This is a genomic window from Paenibacillus pinihumi DSM 23905 = JCM 16419 (assembly GCF_000422505.1).
Lineage (GTDB): Bacteria > Bacillota > Bacilli > Paenibacillales > Paenibacillaceae > Paenibacillus_D > Paenibacillus_D pinihumi.
In genome coordinates this window covers 247,479-262,733 of the sequence record NZ_AULX01000018.1, presented here as the reverse complement: position 1 = coordinate 262,733, position 15,255 = coordinate 247,479, and the positions used below count along the sequence as shown (strand labels likewise).

Annotated in this window: 21 protein-coding genes and 1 rRNA gene; 2 read left to right on the top strand and 20 right to left on the bottom strand. The window is 47.5% G+C overall.

Going from position 1 to position 15,255, the window contains the following annotated elements; genetic code table 11:
* The 3 genes from H583_RS0104980 to H583_RS0104970 all read right to left on the bottom strand — a co-directional run.
* Positions 1-416 (bottom strand): 16S ribosomal RNA (locus tag H583_RS0104980); the annotation flags it as partial.
* Positions 417-712: 296 nt separating this feature from the next.
* The gene (locus H583_RS0104975) at positions 713-934 is read right to left on the bottom strand and encodes a hypothetical protein (protein WP_028559515.1); all 222 of its coding nucleotides are present in this window, start codon (positions 932-934) and stop codon (positions 713-715) included.
* Between the two features lie 216 nt (positions 935-1,150).
* A complete protein-coding gene (locus tag H583_RS0104970) occupies positions 1,151-1,768 on the bottom strand; it encodes a stage II sporulation protein M (RefSeq protein WP_028559514.1) in 618 nt (205 codons plus the stop codon).
* A gap of 99 nt (positions 1,769-1,867) precedes the next feature.
* On the opposite strand from H583_RS0104970, the gene pdaB reads away from it, so the two are divergent.
* Positions 1,868-2,671, top strand: coding sequence for a polysaccharide deacetylase family sporulation protein PdaB (gene pdaB, locus H583_RS0104965; RefSeq protein WP_028559513.1), 804 nt, complete (start codon positions 1,868-1,870; stop codon positions 2,669-2,671).
* 32 nt (positions 2,672-2,703) lie between these two features.
* Here pdaB and H583_RS0104960 read toward each other — a convergent pair whose 3' ends face one another.
* Positions 2,704-3,333 (bottom strand): KinB-signaling pathway activation protein, encoded by a 630-nt coding sequence (locus tag H583_RS0104960; protein WP_028559512.1) that lies wholly within the window; start codon positions 3,331-3,333, stop codon positions 2,704-2,706.
* Positions 3,334-3,480: 147 nt separating this feature from the next.
* Between H583_RS0104960 and gerD the strand changes: the two genes are divergently transcribed.
* Positions 3,481-4,143 carry a spore germination lipoprotein GerD gene (gerD, locus tag H583_RS0104955; protein ID WP_028559511.1) on the top strand — a complete coding sequence of 221 codons (663 nt, stop codon included), beginning with the start codon at positions 3,481-3,483 and terminating at the stop codon, positions 4,141-4,143.
* An 83-nt stretch (positions 4,144-4,226) separates the two neighbouring features.
* Here the strand turns inward: gerD and H583_RS0104950 are convergent, their stop codons facing one another.
* From H583_RS0104950 to H583_RS0104875, 16 genes are all read right to left on the bottom strand, one after another.
* Positions 4,227-5,360 carry an Mrp/NBP35 family ATP-binding protein gene (locus tag H583_RS0104950; RefSeq protein WP_028559510.1) on the bottom strand — a complete coding sequence of 378 codons (1,134 nt, stop codon included), beginning with the start codon at positions 5,358-5,360 and terminating at the stop codon, positions 4,227-4,229.
* A gap of 84 nt (positions 5,361-5,444) precedes the next feature.
* On the bottom strand, positions 5,445-6,218 hold the full coding sequence (gene cwlD / locus H583_RS0104945) for an N-acetylmuramoyl-L-alanine amidase CwlD (protein WP_028559509.1): 774 nt from the start codon (positions 6,216-6,218) through the stop codon (positions 5,445-5,447).
* A gap of 285 nt (positions 6,219-6,503) precedes the next feature.
* A complete protein-coding gene (gene sat, locus H583_RS0104940) occupies positions 6,504-7,670 on the bottom strand; it encodes a sulfate adenylyltransferase (RefSeq protein WP_028559508.1) in 1,167 nt (388 codons plus the stop codon).
* A 29-nt stretch (positions 7,671-7,699) separates the two neighbouring features.
* On the bottom strand, positions 7,700-8,392 hold the full coding sequence (locus tag H583_RS0104935) for a phosphoadenylyl-sulfate reductase (RefSeq protein WP_028559507.1): 693 nt from the start codon (positions 8,390-8,392) through the stop codon (positions 7,700-7,702).
* A 270-nt stretch (positions 8,393-8,662) separates the two neighbouring features.
* The gene (gene rpsI / locus H583_RS0104930) at positions 8,663-9,055 is read right to left on the bottom strand and encodes a 30S ribosomal protein S9 (RefSeq protein WP_028559506.1); all 393 of its coding nucleotides are present in this window, start codon (positions 9,053-9,055) and stop codon (positions 8,663-8,665) included.
* A gap of 19 nt (positions 9,056-9,074) precedes the next feature.
* On the bottom strand, positions 9,075-9,512 hold the full coding sequence (gene rplM, locus H583_RS0104925; protein WP_028559505.1) for a 50S ribosomal protein L13: 438 nt from the start codon (positions 9,510-9,512) through the stop codon (positions 9,075-9,077).
* A 231-nt stretch (positions 9,513-9,743) separates the two neighbouring features.
* Positions 9,744-10,523 (bottom strand): tRNA pseudouridine(38-40) synthase TruA, encoded by a 780-nt coding sequence (gene truA / locus H583_RS31905; RefSeq protein WP_036708485.1) that lies wholly within the window; start codon positions 10,521-10,523, stop codon positions 9,744-9,746.
* Between the two features lie 312 nt (positions 10,524-10,835).
* Positions 10,836-11,201, bottom strand: coding sequence for a 50S ribosomal protein L17 (rplQ, locus tag H583_RS0104915; RefSeq protein ID WP_028559504.1), 366 nt, complete (start codon positions 11,199-11,201; stop codon positions 10,836-10,838).
* A gap of 22 nt (positions 11,202-11,223) precedes the next feature.
* A complete protein-coding gene (locus tag H583_RS0104910; protein WP_028559503.1) occupies positions 11,224-12,168 on the bottom strand; it encodes a DNA-directed RNA polymerase subunit alpha in 945 nt (314 codons plus the stop codon).
* Positions 12,169-12,295: 127 nt separating this feature from the next.
* Positions 12,296-12,691, bottom strand: coding sequence for a 30S ribosomal protein S11 (gene rpsK, locus H583_RS0104905; protein WP_028559502.1), 396 nt, complete (start codon positions 12,689-12,691; stop codon positions 12,296-12,298).
* 18 nt (positions 12,692-12,709) lie between these two features.
* The gene (gene rpsM / locus H583_RS0104900) at positions 12,710-13,078 is read right to left on the bottom strand and encodes a 30S ribosomal protein S13 (RefSeq protein ID WP_028559501.1); all 369 of its coding nucleotides are present in this window, start codon (positions 13,076-13,078) and stop codon (positions 12,710-12,712) included.
* 24 nt (positions 13,079-13,102) lie between these two features.
* On the bottom strand, positions 13,103-13,216 hold the full coding sequence (gene rpmJ, locus H583_RS0104895; RefSeq protein WP_003333770.1) for a 50S ribosomal protein L36: 114 nt from the start codon (positions 13,214-13,216) through the stop codon (positions 13,103-13,105).
* A 42-nt stretch (positions 13,217-13,258) separates the two neighbouring features.
* Positions 13,259-13,474, bottom strand: coding sequence for a translation initiation factor IF-1 (gene infA / locus H583_RS0104890; RefSeq protein WP_028559500.1), 216 nt, complete (start codon positions 13,472-13,474; stop codon positions 13,259-13,261).
* Positions 13,475-13,476: 2 nt separating this feature from the next.
* Positions 13,477-13,761: a KOW domain-containing RNA-binding protein gene (locus H583_RS0104885; RefSeq protein ID WP_028559499.1), complete on the bottom strand. Its 285-nt coding sequence runs from the start codon at positions 13,759-13,761 to the stop codon at positions 13,477-13,479.
* Positions 13,762-13,774: 13 nt separating this feature from the next.
* Positions 13,775-14,530, bottom strand: a complete 756-nt coding sequence (gene map, locus H583_RS0104880; RefSeq protein ID WP_028559498.1) for a type I methionyl aminopeptidase — start codon at positions 14,528-14,530, stop codon at positions 13,775-13,777.
* Positions 14,530-15,180: an adenylate kinase gene (locus tag H583_RS0104875; RefSeq protein WP_028559497.1), complete on the bottom strand. Its 651-nt coding sequence runs from the start codon at positions 15,178-15,180 to the stop codon at positions 14,530-14,532. The genes map and H583_RS0104875 overlap by 1 nt, the downstream gene beginning before the upstream one ends.
* Positions 15,181-15,255: the final 75 nt, after the last annotated feature.

Here is a 15,255-nt window from a genome sequence, read left to right as displayed (position 1 = left end):
CACGCGGCGTTGCTCCGTCAGACTTTCGTCCATTGCGGAAGATTCCCTACTGCTGCCTCCCGTAGGAGTCTGGGCCGTGTCTCAGTCCCAGTGTGGCCGATCACCCTCTCAGGTCGGCTACGCATCGTCGCCTTGGTGAGCCGTTACCTCACCAACTAGCTAATGCGCCGCAGGTCCATCTGTAAGTGACAGATTGCTCCGTCTTTCCCGGTTCGACCATGCGATCAAACCGCGTATCCGGTATTAGCATTCGTTTCCGAATGTTATCCCAGTCTTACAGGCAGGTTACCTACGTGTTACTCACCCGTCCGCCGCTAACCATCCGAGAAGCAAGCTTCTCTTCAAGTCCGCTCGACTTGCATGTATTAGGCACGCCGCCAGCGTTCGTCCTGAGCCAGGATCAAACTCTCCATAAAAGTTATAGATAAGCTTGTTAGCTCATTACATTTTGTTGCTGTTCTGCGACTCTTTCAAGTCACAGGGCATTTCGCTCGTTGTTCAGTTTTCAAAGAACAAATTTGTTTCTTTCTAACTTGTCTGCCGTTTCAGCGGCGACTTTTATAATATATCACAGGTCTCTACAAGAGGTCAAGTAGTAATTTCAACTTTTTTTTCGAGAGTACCTTGTCCCAAGCGGGACGAATGCTAATTTACCACATTTTAACCGCAGACGTCAAGACCTGTGAACCATTTTTTTTGAAACAATTCAAAATTAGCGGTAGTTCCGGTTATTCAGCGCATATCTGGATAGTTCTTTAGGCGAAGCAATACGCGCATACATACGGAAAATTACCTTGTACCTGCTTGCAATTGCTTTTTTAATCTCCCCATCCATTCTGGAATCATTCAGGTCCAGCAGCATTTCGTCCAATTCTTTTCGGAGCACGTAATCAAACTCACGACATTCTTTGTCATTAAATAATATCCCTAGCATGTTCTCCTGGTGGACCTCCTTCTGATTAACAACCAAAAAACAAAACACAGGCAGTCTGCCCCTACTCATTTATTCCATAATGCAAACATTGCTGAATAAGGTGTGCCCTTATATGAGATACGCTGTGTTTTGAAATTTAAAAAGCAGCGCCCGCGATTATGCGTTCACGCTGCTTTATTGTTATGCTCAGATTTTGGAAGTTTTATTACATGGAAATTACATTTTCATTCCTTTTAATAACCAAGGGGTAATTGTTGCTTCAATAGCAGCTGCCGCCAACAGCGCTACAACAAGGGCTACCATAAGCGGTACTGTACGAATTGCAAATTGTTCATAGACCGCTCCAAACCCTTTTTTGCGCTGAATCAAATTTCCGATCCCTGAAAAAGTTAAAGTCCCGAATTTGATGCCATATGCAGCAGCGATTACAATTGCTGGTATTTCCAAAATGCCATGCGGCAAAATACCTCTGGCAATCAGCTCAAATGTACTGTACAGCGGATCATGATGAGTGAAAACATAACCAAGGACCAGACCATTCACAACAAGGAAAAAAATCGGGATCAGTGCAAAGGCAGCTCCCAAATACATAATTAGAATGCTTTTTATGGCATTATTCAGAAAAATAAAAGCAAACGCACTCATCGCCGGATTATTACTCTGATCAATCGCATTAGAAATATTGCCGAGTGCCTGAAGCTGGCTTGTAATATAAGCTTCCAGCTGCTGATTCGTTCCCCCAATCACAATTCCCGCCAAAAGCAGGATAAAGGAAAAAGCGATATAGCCGCTCATGGAACGAAGATGGGCAATAAAAGCTTTAGGCGAAAACATAGACGAGCCCTCCCAACATTTTGTCCGATTAAGAATAACTGAAGCGTACGAGCATAGATTGTACTAAACAAGCTCTTACGAGAGGAGTGCCTGTACCCAATGAACATGTTCTATGTCATTAACGGAAGAAAAGTCAAACGCTACATGCTGATTTTTGTCGCTCTGCTTTTTGCCGCGGGAGTGGTATATGCCGAGAAAGACAATATCACGGTGTTCTCCATGGATCAGCCGGCTGCTATTTACAGTGTTCCGACCGAGAAAAAGGTTGTTGCCCTTACGTTTGACATCAGTTGGGGTGACACGAGAACCGAGCCGATTATTAAGACGCTTAAAGAAAACGGCGTGAATAATGCGACGTTCTTCGTCTCCTCTGTCTGGAGCAAATCACATCCTGAAATTGTACAGAAAATTGTAGAGGCGGGCTATGAGATTGGAAGCCATGGCCACAAGCATGAAAACTACAGCAAGCTTAGCGATGAAGAAATTCGCAATCAGATTCAGACAGCCCATTCAATTATTAGCCAGGTCACCGGCAAAAATCCTGATTTGATTCGTCTGCCTAACGGCGATTTTGACAAAAGGGTACTGCAAATCGCCAGTGAGCTGAATTACAAAGTCATTCAATGGGATACGGACTCCATGGACTGGATGAACATTGGCACCGAGAAAATTGTAGAGCGTGTAGTCAGCCGCGCCCATCCTGGAGACATTATTTTGCTTCATGCCAGCGATGCCGCTACGCATACCCATGAGGCTCTGCCCGGTATTATAGAGAAACTCCGCTCCCAAGGGTACGAATTTGTCTCTGTCAATCAGCTGATTAACCAAACTGAGGTAAGCGGCAAGATTGTGCCTGACAAGTCAGCAGCCTCCCCGCTTGATTTGAATAAAAACCAGTTCTAATTTATGCTTCCTCAGTTACATCGTTAAAATATTTAAGCGACTGTATTTGCCTCACTGGCAGATTCAGTCGTTTTGTTTTTCAATACACGGTGAAGCATCATAATCTGATAGGCATTGCATACGAACAATGGCACGAACATGAAAATTATGCCTGGTGTGTTGGCATTGCCGTCGCTCATAGCCGGCCAGGCCTCGATAAAGGTGACGGTAAACATCAGGAAGGCTGTCGGAATGAATGCAGACGGATTGGTCTGCTTCACCTTGAAGAAACAAACGGCCAGCGTGCCAAGTACAAGCACTGCAGGAACAATTATGAACAGGTAACTGCTCAAAATTTCACGTTTATTAAAGAGCATATAGCCAAGCCCGATGATGCAAAATACAGTCGTGTAGGCCTGAAAAGCGTTCCATAAATATTTTTTGCGGAAGATGCTTAAGGCAATGTAATTCAAAATGAGATAAGCAAAGAAGCCCATCTGGCTGAACGCTCCGATCATCGTACCGACCAGGGCCATCATTGCAGCGTTAAAACCGGCGACCTTGAAGCCCAGGAAGCCGAAAGACGGATCCGTCCATTGCATGATGGCACCGGTAACCGTCGTTGTAAGCGCACCAACAGCCATACAGCTCCAAAATAAAAAGAACAATTTTCTAAGGTTCACTTCGTAATACCCTCCTCTTTTCACTCCGTTTATTTTACCATGTCTAGCGAAAAAAGCTAATTCCCCCTAATGATAATCCAATGAACATTGAAGCATACTAACCCCATGAAACGCAAGCTGAGCAATATGAAGGGAGAATCGCGTATCATGCTGAAAAAATGGCCTCTTTTAGCCCTTTCCGCTCTTATGGCCTTTTTGCTTTCGAGCTGCGGAGCCGAGCCCTCATCAGGCGGCCAGCAGCTCAGCTACAAGGATATGAAGTCGATGGTAATTGACATTCTAAAAACAGAAGATGCCCAGAAGGCACTTCAGGAATCGACGATCCAATCGAGCGGAGCCTCCGGCAGCCAGATGGGCATGATGTCTGTCCAGGATCATGAACAGGTCAAATTGGCGGTCAAGGAAGTGCTCATCTCTCCGGATTATGATAAAGTGATTCAGAAATTGATGACAGACCCCCGGTTTGCGGGAGAGTTTGCCAAGTCTGTCAACAAACAAAACAAGCAAATTCACAAGGACTTGCTGAAGGATCCCGCTTATCAGCAAGATTTGCTGAAATCGATGAAAAGTCCAGAGATGGAGCGCATTATCCTCGATGTGCTGCAAAGCACCCAGTACCGCAAGCATATTAATGCCATTATGCAGGAAAACATGCAAAGCCCGCTTGTCCGCCTGCAAATGCTGGATTTGCTGAAGAAAGCTGTTCAGGAGGAGCTCAAACCAAAGCCGGACGAGAAAGTAGATTCTGGCAGCAAGGGTGGAGACGAAGAAAATCAGGACAGCTCAGACGGAGGCGGCGGCAACTCATAATGCGGCAAATGCCAGCCGATAGTTAGACATTGCAAATCGGACTAACCTGCTATAAGCGCGGTTAGTCCGATTTTTTTGTGATTCTATGCTTGTGCCGTTGTCAGCTCGCACTTGGCGATGACTTGTCCGGCGAGATCCATGTACAACTGGCCTGTCGGCGTATCTTCTTTATAGATGGAAGGCGAGAAATCCGGTTCAGACGGATGATTGTCCGGTGCTCCAAGCGGAATCTGTGCCAGCAGGTCCGCATTAAGCGATTCTGCCAGGCGCGCCCCCCCGCCACGCCCGAAGATATATTCTTTCTCTCCGCAATGGCCGCAAGTGTAATAAGACATATTCTCGACGATACCGACAATCTCATGCTCTGTCTTGATCGCCATCGCACCCGCTCTTGCCGCTACAAAGGCCGCTGTCGCATGAGGTGTTGTGACGATAATCTCCTTGCTGTGGGGAATCATTTGATGGACATCCAGTGCAATATCCCCTGTTCCCGGCGGAAGATCAAGCAGCATATAGTCCAGTTTGTCCCATTCAATTTCATTGAAGAAATTGCGGAGCATCTTGCCGAGCATTGGTCCCCGCCACACAATTGGATTATTATCCTCTACGAAGAAGCCCATGGACATTACCTGTACCCCATGGCTGCGGATCGGAACGACTCGGTCATTCTTAATATCCGGACGTTGTTCAATTCCCATCATATCCGGTACGCTGAAGCCGTAGATATCGGCATCAATAATGCCAACCTTTTTGCCTTGCCTCGCCAGCGCCACAGCGAGATTGACCGTAACGGTCGATTTGCCGACACCGCCCTTGCCGCTGGCAACAGCTATAAATTGAACACCACTTTCAGGATGAAGCAGAGGGTGCTCCTCCATGCCTGCCCCGTGCCCGCGGACCGGGTCCCCGGATGCCTGGCTGGCGGCCCCGTCTTTCTGGTCCGTCTTGCCTCCCTGGGCAGCATGAGACGTCTGAGCACGCTCTCCGAGGGGACGGAAGCGTGCATGGACGGTCTCAATACCCAGTGGCGCCAGTGCCGCGCTTAGAGCCGCTTCGACTGTGCTTTCTGCAGAGTCGCTATTAGACATGACTGTCAAGGACACTTGCTGTTCTTTTACTACAACATCACGTATTGTAAACGCATCAGATTCAGCCGCTGCCTCTCCGGCTTTTATGAGAGGAGCAATGGCTTCCAATACTTGTTCTCTTGTTGCCATACCGAAAATCACACCTTTTCTGCGCTTGCCATTATAGTAGAGCAATCCTCATTATTATACCATATATTGTGTTGGTATAACGAATCAAGAGCCTGTTTTTGAGGCAGGCAGCCGCTCTCCGGAAGCAAACCTCAATACACCCTGATAGACAGAAGCTGCGACCTTGCGCTGATAAGCAGCATCACCAAGCTGCCTCGCCTCTTCCGGGTTTGACAGGAAGCCGACCTCAACAAGTGCTGTCGGTGTCTTTTCGATCGATTTGAGCAAATAGACGGTTTTGGCCGTGTTGGCAGCACGGCTGGTGTTTTCCAGATTCCGCTTGATTTCTTCCTGAATTAAAGTAGCAAGCGAGAAATTATCCGGATGGTTCGGATAGTAGAACGTTTGAGCCCCTCGCCACCTGGATTGCGGAATACTATTCATATGTATACTTATTACAACATCAGCTTCACGTTCCTTAATCAGCTCCACACGCTTGACCAGGTCTTCCGTCTTGCGTTTCTTATAAGCGCGTGTCCCTTCCTCTGCGAGGTCATAGTCACCCTCCCGTGTCAAATAAACCAGCGCCCCGGCCTCCTGTAAAAAATCACGCAAATACAGTGCAATAGCCAGGTTCAGGTCCTTTTCAACCAAACCCTGCTTACTGACAGCACCGCCGTCTACGCCACCGTGTCCTGCATCAATTGCAACGACCTTCCCGGACAGCGGCAGCGTCCAGTAGGTCCAAGTCCGTGAAGAAGGTATCTCCTGTGTGAGCAATACGATTGTCAGCACAACCATCAGCATGCCTGTAGCAATACGTAAGCTTCCCCGATAGTTTAACCATATGACGACCCGGCGTTTCAAATTTTTGCGCATGCCGCAACCCCCTCGCACTCATCCAAATTACAGCCCTGCTCTGCAGCCTGTCAGAAAATTCCGGACCGGCCCTCATGCTCTTTAACATCTATATGGGACGAGAGGATTCATTATGCAGACTGCACTGAAGCAATCGAGGGGCTGTGTAAGTGTAAAAGGCTGTTTTAGCTTTAAAAGGTTCACTTTGTTTCACCTGGAAATATAGAAGCCCTCCATAAATATTATAATTTAATAAAAAACGCTTCTTCCCAGCTTACGGGAAGAAGCGTTTTTTTATTAAAGCGATCAGCCGACAGGCTGCTCCGACATACCTTCGATCAGAATTTTGGCTACCTCAGGACGGGAAAACTCTGGCGGCGGACATACACCGTCGCGGAGTAGTGCACGAACTTTGGTACCCGACAGGGTCAAATGATGCTCCTTGTCGTGCGGGCAGGTTTTGCTAGAGGCCATATTTCCGCATTTCGTACAGAAAAAGCTATGCTCAAAGTACAGCGGAGTGATACCCAGTTCGTCAGCGGTAAAAGAACGAAGCAGATCCTGCGCCTCATAAGTACCGTAGTAATCACCTACACCGGCATGGTCTCGACCGACAATGAAATGCGTACAGCCGTAGTTTTTGCGTACAACTGCATGGAAAATAGCTTCACGCGGACCGGCATAGCGCATTGCAGCCGGGAATACACCCAGGAACACACGATCAGCCGGATAGTAATTCTCCAGCAGTGCCACATAGCTCTTCATCCGTACAGAAGCAGGAACATCGTCCGATTTGGTCTCTCCTACCAGCGGGTTCAAGAACAAGCCGTCAACAATTTCCATAGCACTCTTCTGAATATATTCATGTGCACGGTGAACCGGGTTGCGGGTCTGGAAACCGACGACCGTACGCCAGCCCTTTTCAGCAAACAAGCGGCGTGTCTCAGCCGGATCGAAATAGAACTCATCGAATTTTTCCGGCCGCGGACGATTCAGAACCTGAATGGGGCCGCCGACATAAGTTGCAGGGCGGGAGAACAGCTTCTGCACACCAGGATGCTCCAGATCATCTGTCTTGAATATCTGCACTGCCTCATGTTTCTGATCCACGTTGTAAATACTTTCAATATCGATAACCCCGTAAATGATTCCATCTTCACCAAGAAGGGCAGCCCGTTCGCCCACCACAAGTTCAGCAGCTTTGGCTTCATCTACAGACAGTGTAATCGGGATACTCCATACGGTTCCATCGGACAGACGCATCCGGTCTACAACCGATGTGTAGTCTGCTTCGTTCAGAAAACCCTGGAGCGGGGAAAACGCGCCCACACCGATCAGATCCAGGTCTGACACCGTCCACGTATTAATCGTGATAGATTTCAGTTCAGCAGCTTCCGCTAAAAGCCGCTCTCTTGCTTCACCGGTGACGACCCGGTTAATCAGAGTTCCGCCATGTGGCTTGATTGTACTCATTATCTGGTAATCCTCCCGTTCAATTATCCTTATTTATGAAGTCCGCATTCTGTCTTCTCATTTCCGGACCAGCGTCCGGCACGAGGGTCTTCACCAGGCATAACCTGACGAGTGCAATGCTCGCATCCGATGCTCGGATAATGGTTGTCATGCAGAGGATTATAGATCACATTGTTCTCACGGATATAATTCCATACATCTTCCGAAGTCCAGCCTGCAATCGGGTTGAATTTCACCAAGCCAAACTTGGTGTCATACTCTATTTTCTTGGCATTGGCACGGGTAGGCGCCTGATCACGGCGAATTCCTGTAATCCAAGCCTCATATTTGCTCAAAATTTGGGTCAGCGGCTGCACTTTGCGGATATCACAACACTGATTCGGGCTGCTCTTCCACAGCTCTGGCCCATGCTCGGCCGCTTGCTCCTCAGGTGTAATGAGAGGTTTGACCTCTACAAATTTCAAGTTGTAATGCTGCTCAAGCTGGACTTTGGTTTCATAGGTTTCCTGGAAATGAAAATCTGTATCAAGGTAAAAAATGTCCGTCTTCGGGCTGATCTTTTGAAGCATATCGACAAGAACAACATCTTCAGCACCAAAGCTGCAAGCAAACGTAATATTAGGGAATGTCTCAACTGCATAGCGAATGATGTCTTCTGGGCTGGCGTTCTCAAGCTCTTCAACCTTTTGCTTGATAAGCGCTTCTTTCTCAAACAGATTCATACGTATGACCTCCGTTATTAATTCCTAGTAAAAAGATGTGCTTTTGTTACTAGTATACGTCTTCCAGGGAGAATGTTCAATAACTTTAATTTCATGGCTATGCAGATTGACTATTATCGCTAATATTGAATGAAAGCCGGACAAACAAAGAAAGCATACGGATACACATTCGGATAATGTATATCAGTATGCTTAGAGACCTGTCCCGGGAACAAATAAAAAGCCCTTGAACCATAAAGGCCAAGGGCTGAAATTCTTGCAAAACAAGAATTAACGTTTGGAGAACTGTGGTGCACGACGAGCCGCTTTAAGACCGTATTTCTTACGCTCTTTCATACGCGGATCACGAGTCAAGAATCCAGCACGCTTCAGTGCAGGACGGGATTCTGGATCAGCTTTCAGCAATGCACGGGAGATACCGTGACGGATTGCTCCAGCTTGACCAGTAGTACCACCGCCATGAGCCAAAACAAGAATGTCATATTTGGACAATGTTTCAGTCAGGGCAAGCGGTTGTTTAACGATCAATTTCAGTGTTTCGTGACCGAAATAGTCGTTGATATCGCGTTTATTGATAATAATTCGTCCTTCACCCGGAACGAGACGTACACGTGCTACCGAGTGTTTACGACGACCTGTTCCATAGTATTGTACTTGTGCCATGAAACTGTCCTCCCTTTATTTAACCGCGAAGTTCATAAACTTCTGGGTTTTGTGCTTGATGTGGGTGTTCCGGTCCGGCATAAACTTTCAGCTTCAGCTTCATTTTATCGCCCAGGCGGTTTTTAGGAAGCATGCCATGAATAGCTTGCTCGATTACGCGCTCTGGCTTTTTGTTGATCAGTTCTTGAGCCGATGTCACTTTCAATCCACCTGGATGCATAGAGTGACGGTAGTACATTTTGTTTTGCAGCTTTTTACCAGTCAAAACAATTTTCTCAGCATTGATGACTACTACGAAATCTCCAGTGTCAACATGTGGAGTAAATTGTGGTTTGTGTTTGCCGCGAATCAATGCAGCAGCTTCACTTGCCAAACGTCCGAGCGTTTTGCCTTCCGCATCGATAATGTACCAATTGCGCTCAACTTCATTAGGCTTGGCCATATACGTGGTACGCATGGATGATCCTCCTTCATTCGTTCAAACAAATCGCATGTATGGTTAACTAGCTTATTTGTTTCGAGTTCGGTTATTCATAGTCGCAAAGCAGTTTAACTGCCTGCAACACCTGTTTATTGTCAAGTTGTTATATGTTCATTCAATGGCCAACTTAGTCGGGGCTGTGGGAGAGCCACTAAGAAAGCACAAGTTATATTTTACAATATAACAAGAGAAAGCGCAAGCGAATTTTCAGCCGCGAACCTGTTCAGCCACGGTAAGCGGAAAGTTTTCGTATTCATATTCTACACTCCATAATATCAAGCCATGAGCCATTGCTTTCGGGCCTGCTTTGGAGCGGTCACAAGCAGCGAGAATCATTGGCATATCGTCCGCAATTATTTTCCCCTCACCGATTTTCATCAGCGTTCCCATAATAATGCGAACCATATTATACAGAAAACCGTTGCCTGTAAAATAGGTATGAATGACGTCATCTTCCTCTACCAGCTTTGCCTCGTAGATTGTACGAACATGACTTTGTTTCGTAGAATGAATGGATGTAAATGTCGTAAAGTCATGCTCCCCGACAAGATGGGAAAGCGCGGAGCGCATAGCTTCCGTATTCAATGGACTGTAATGATGGAATTCAAAATGTCTGTTAAAAACATTCGGATGCTTCCCCGTCCGGATGGAATATCGGTAGGTTTTGCGCTTGGCTGAGCGTCTTGAGTGAAAATCCAGATGCTTCTCTTCAGCCGATTGAATGACAATATCATCAGGCAGGCGCGAATTCAGGGCTATGGCCCAACGCTCAACCGGAATTTGAGACCCCGTATGAAAGTGAAACACTTGACCGCGCGCATGCACACCGGCATCTGTCCGTCCTGAACCGTGAATCTTGATGGTTTCCCCTGTTAACAGATGGATTACCTTCTCAATTTCCCCCTGGATCGTCCGTCCTATCGGTTGAATCTGAAAGCCGTTATATGCCGTACCGTCATAGCTTACTGTCATACAGATATTTCTCAAGATCTCATTCTCCTCTTACCCAAGCATTACTTGTTGATTCGAATCTATGCACAAGAACTTTGCAGCCCTTGAGCATTCAGAGCAACGGCTTAGCTGCCTTCAATGTAGGACTTGCTTGTTCGCGAAAAGCTTAAGAACGTGCAAAACGGCAGTCCTGCCTGCTCTTAAATTTAAAAAAAGGTGGCCCCATTGGTCCACCCTTTCTCAAAATCTAAGAAGTATAAGTAAAATACTTATACTAACTTAGATTTCATCGCGAAACAGCGCCGCCTGCATAGGCTGACGAAAGCCGTTTACACTTGATACGGTCAACTACGCACGGTCAACCAGTTCCAGATAAACCATAGGTGCCGCGTCTCCACGACGAGGACCCAGCTTCAGAATACGCGTATATCCACCTGGACGCTCTGAGTAACGAGTAGCCAGTTCGGAGAACAGCTTTTGAATTGCATCTTGCTCCCCATTAATGGATTCACGACGTACGAATGCAGCGACTTGACGGCGAGCATGAAGATCTCCCCGTTTAGCCAGCGTAATCAGTTTCTCAGCGATAGAGCGAACCTCTTTAGCCTTTGCTTCGGTCGTTTGGATGCGTTCATAAAGGAACAGGTCGGTAACCAGATCACGGAACAACGCTTTACGTGCGCTGGAATCCCGGCCTAACTTTTGGTATGCCATCGTTTTTCCCCTCCTTCAATCCTTAGTCTTCCGTTCGGAGGCCTAAACCTAGCTCCTCGAGCTTTTCCTGAACTTCTTCCAAAGACTTACGGCCCAAATTGCGGACTTTCATCATGTCTTCTTCCGTTTTCGTAATCAGCTCTTGCACGGTATTAATGCCTGCACGTTTCAGACAGTTATAAGAACGTACGGAAAGATCGAGTTCCTCGATCGTCATTTCCAGTACTTTCTCTTTCTTGTCTTCTTCTTTCTCAACCATAATTTCAGCGTCTTTCGCTTCGTCGGTCAGACCGACGAAAAGATCCAGATGCTCGGTCAAGATTTTTGCCCCCAAGCTTACAGCTTCTTCAGGACGAATACTGCCATCGGTCCATACTTCAAGCGTAAGCTTGTCGTAGTTTGTTACCTGACCAACGCGGGTATTTTCGATACTGTAGTTGACACGCGTAATCGGTGTGTAGATCGAATCTACTGGAATAACACCAATTGGCTGATCTTCACGTTTGTTGCGGTCTGCTTGCACATAGCCGCGGCCGCGATTTGCGAAGATTCGCATATGAAGCCGCGCACCAGGAGCCAATGTCGCGATATGAAGATCTGGGTTGAGAATCTCGACATCGCTATCCGCGCGAATGTCCCCCGCCGTAATGTTTCCTTCGCCCTCAGCATCAATCTCCAGTACTTTCTCTTCGTCGGAATGAATCTTCAACGAGAGTCCCTTGAGGTTCAGAATGATTTCAGTAACGTCCTCAATCACTCCGGCAACCGTCGAGAATTCGTGGAGCACTCCGTCGATTTGCACCGACGTCACTGCCGCTCCGGGCAAGGACGATAACAAAATACGACGAAGTGAGTTTCCGAGCGTCGTACCGTATCCGCGTTCCAGCGGCTCGACAACGAAGCGGCCGTACGTGCCATCCTCATTCAGCTCTACGGTTTCAATCTTCGGCTTTTCGATCTCAATCACTAATTTAAACCCTCCTTCAAACGTCGCTACCTAATCCTTAACCGTTAACAGGTCAAATCATGTAGTATGCCTCACCATTACAACCATTATTCACAAGTTGCAGATATTTGATACCACGATGAAAGAACTATACGCGACGACGTTTTGGTGGACGGCATCCGTTATGCGGGATCGGTGTCACGTCTTTAATCAGGTTAACTTCAAGACCAGCGGCTTGAAGGGAACGAATTGCAGCCTCACGGCCGGCACCCGGACCTTTAACCATGACTTCTACTGCTTTCATACCGTGCTCCATTGCGGCTTTAGCGGCGGACTCGGCTGCCATTTGCGCTGCAAACGGCGTGCTTTTACGGGAACCTTTATAACCCAGGTTACCAGCACTTGCCCAAGAAATCGCGTTGCCGTGCGGGTCGGTAATCGTAACGATAGTATTGTTGAACGTAGAACGGATATGAGCTACGCCAGATTCAATATTTTTGCGGTCACGACGTTTTGTACGAACCACTTTTTTCGGTTTTGCCATTTCAGTTATCCCCCCTTATTACTTCTTCTTATTCGCAACAGTCCGACGTGGACCTTTTCGTGTGCGTGCATTAGTCTTAGTACGTTGACCACGAACAGGCAAACCACGACGATGACGGATTCCGCGGTAGCAGCCGATCTCAATCAACCTTTTAATATTTAACGAAATTTCACGACGCAAGTCACCTTCCACTTTGACCGATTTATCGATCGTCTCACGCAGACGGCTCACTTCATCTTCCGTTAAATCGCGAACGCGGGTATTTGCATCGATGCCTGTAGTAGCAAGGATCTTCTGGGAAGTTGTTTTACCAATCCCGAAAATGTACTGCAGGGCGATTTCGACGCGCTTATCACGCGGCAAGTCTACACCAGCTATACGTGCCATATTCCGATATCCCTCCTTCTTTTATTATCCTTGTTTTTGTTTGTGTTTAGGATTTTCACAAATCACCATAACGTTGCCTTTGCGGCGAATGACTTTGCATTTCTCGCAAATTGGCTTGACCGAAGGTCTTACCTTCATTGTGATTACCTCCCGAATACTTCGACAGCAGAATTGCTCGTTCTACTTCCGATAGGTGATACGACCTTTTGTTAAATCATAAGGCGACAACTGAATAACCACTTTGTCTCCTGTTAGGATGCGGATAAAATGCATTCTAAGCTTTCCGGATACATGGGCGAGAATTTGATGTCCGTTCTCCAGTTCCACCTTGAACGTAGCATTGGGCAGCGGTTCGATAACCGTTCCTTCAACTTCAATCACATCTTCTTTAGCCACAGTCATTCCCCTTTCCGCTCTATAAACTTCTGAATCACATAACGCAACTTTCCATTTGTAACTCTACCGGTCTCATGCATGCTGTCTGCCACTTCACTACTCGTTTCAGGCTGCAGTTCCAAATGCAGGATATTCTTTCGCTTGCGCTGGTCAAACCGTCGTTTGTTGCCGTCTGCAATCCATACATACGGCTCATTCTCCGACAGACCAACAACAACTGCAAAGCTTCCCTCATCCTTACCCCGCAATACCTTCACGATCTGGCCAATCTGAGGCATCGTCCGCATCAGCTCTTCACCCCTAGGAATCAGAGGAGCGGGTCAAAATCTCATAACCGTCAGCAGTTACTGCAACGGTATGTTCAAAATGAGCACACCAGGTTCCATCCTCAGTAATAACCGTCCAGTTATCCTCCAAGGTGCGAACATAACGTTCGCCGAGAACAACCATCGGTTCGATTGCAAGAACCATTCCTTGCTTCAGGCGCGGTCCGCGGTTCGGTGCGCCATAGTTCGGAATTTGGGGCTCCTCATGAAGATTGGTGCCAATTCCATGACCGACATACTCCCGGACAACCGACATCTTCGCATCTTCAATTACCTGTTGAATGGCATGAGAGACAGTAAAGAGACGAGTATCCGGTTTGACATGCTGCAGTCCGGCATAAAGCGACTGCTCTGTTACTTGGAGAAGACGAGCAGCTTCATCAGAAATTTGGCCTACACCATAGGTCCAGGCAGAATCTCCATGATAGCCCTCGAATTGTGCGCCGATGTCGATGCTGATAATGTCACCCTCGTTCAGCTTGCGCGGCCCAGGGATCCCATGCACCAACTCGTCGTTTACAGAAGCACATATGCTGCCAGGAAACTGATTGTAGCCTTTGAATGAAGGGATGGCCCCTTGACTGCGAATGTAGGCTTCAGCGATCCGGTCCAGTTCCCTTGTCGTGATTCCCGGCTCGACCGCCTTTGCCATCAATCGGTGTGTATCCGCAACAATTCGTCCTGCTTCCCTCATAAAGACCAGTTCGGACTCGGACTTGCAAATAATCATTACGATAACCCTCGCATATAAGATATGATATCGGAGGTTACCGTATCAATTTCTTTCTCGCCGTCCACTTCGCGAAGCAGCCCTTTGTCAGAGTAGTAGGCAAGAAGCGGCGCTGTTTTGGAGATGTACTCATCCAAACGTGTGCCAACCTTCTCTTCCGTATCATCCGAACGCTGATACAGCTCGCCGCCACACTTGTCGCAAACGCCATCCTTTGCAGGAGCGTTGAATAAAACATGGTACGTTGATCCACAGGCTTTGCAAATCCGGCGGCCAGTAAGGCGCGCCAGCAGCAGACTGCGGTCAACCTTCAGGTTGACAACATGATCAATGCTGCGGTTCATCGCAGCAAGCATCTCATCAAGCGCTTCAGCCTGAGAGAGTGTGCGAGGGAATCCGTCAAGCAGAAAGCCCTGATCACAATCCGGCTGTTGAAGCCGTTCCCTGACAATACCGTTTGTTACATCATCCGGAACAAGCAGTCCCTGATCTACATATTCCTTTGCCTTTTGCCCGAGCGCTGTGCCCTGCTTCATAGCCAGACGAAACGCATCTCCGGTAGAGATGTGAGGAACCTTGAATTCATCAACGATTCGCTCAGCCTGCGTTCCTTTGCCAGCTCCGGGTGGTCCCATGAATAGAATATTCATCACGTGTTCCTCACTTTAAGCACAATAAGCCCGAGCGGGCTTCCGATCATCTAAAATGACGTCCGGGTAGCCCCG

Bases quoted from the DNA above. Each gene is read 5' to 3' on its own strand.
- H583_RS0104975 (WP_028559515.1), bottom strand. From the start codon at position 934: ATGCTAGGGATATTATTTAATGACAAAGAATGTCGTGAGTTTGATTAC.
- H583_RS0104970 (WP_028559514.1), bottom strand. From the start codon at position 1,768: ATGTTTTCGCCTAAAGCTTTTATTGCCCATCTTCGTTCCATGAGCGGC.
- pdaB (WP_028559513.1), top strand. From the start codon at position 1,868: ATGAACATGTTCTATGTCATTAACGGAAGAAAAGTCAAACGCTACATG.
- gerD (WP_028559511.1), top strand. From the start codon at position 3,481: ATGCTGAAAAAATGGCCTCTTTTAGCCCTTTCCGCTCTTATGGCCTTT.
- H583_RS0104950 (WP_028559510.1), bottom strand. From the start codon at position 5,360: ATGGCAACAAGAGAACAAGTATTGGAAGCCATTGCTCCTCTCATAAAA.
- cwlD (WP_028559509.1), bottom strand. From the start codon at position 6,218: ATGCGCAAAAATTTGAAACGCCGGGTCGTCATATGGTTAAACTATCGG.
- sat (WP_028559508.1), bottom strand. From the start codon at position 7,670: ATGAGTACAATCAAGCCACATGGCGGAACTCTGATTAACCGGGTCGTC.
- H583_RS0104935 (WP_028559507.1), bottom strand. From the start codon at position 8,392: ATGAATCTGTTTGAGAAAGAAGCGCTTATCAAGCAAAAGGTTGAAGAG.
- rpsI (WP_028559506.1), bottom strand. From the start codon at position 9,055: ATGGCACAAGTACAATACTATGGAACAGGTCGTCGTAAACACTCGGTA.
- rplM (WP_028559505.1), bottom strand. From the start codon at position 9,512: ATGCGTACCACGTATATGGCCAAGCCTAATGAAGTTGAGCGCAATTGG.
- rplQ (WP_028559504.1), bottom strand. From the start codon at position 11,201: ATGGCATACCAAAAGTTAGGCCGGGATTCCAGCGCACGTAAAGCGTTG.
- rpsK (WP_028559502.1), bottom strand. From the start codon at position 12,691: ATGGCAAAACCGAAAAAAGTGGTTCGTACAAAACGTCGTGACCGCAAA.
- rpsM (WP_028559501.1), bottom strand. From the start codon at position 13,078: ATGGCACGTATAGCTGGTGTAGACTTGCCGCGTGATAAGCGCGTCGAA.
- rpmJ (WP_003333770.1), bottom strand. From the start codon at position 13,216: ATGAAGGTAAGACCTTCGGTCAAGCCAATTTGCGAGAAATGCAAAGTC.
- H583_RS0104885 (WP_028559499.1), bottom strand. From the start codon at position 13,761: ATGCGGACGATGCCTCAGATTGGCCAGATCGTGAAGGTATTGCGGGGT.
- map (WP_028559498.1), bottom strand. From the start codon at position 14,530: ATGATTATTTGCAAGTCCGAGTCCGAACTGGTCTTTATGAGGGAAGCA.
- H583_RS0104875 (WP_028559497.1), bottom strand. From the start codon at position 15,180: ATGAATATTCTATTCATGGGACCACCCGGAGCTGGCAAAGGAACGCAG.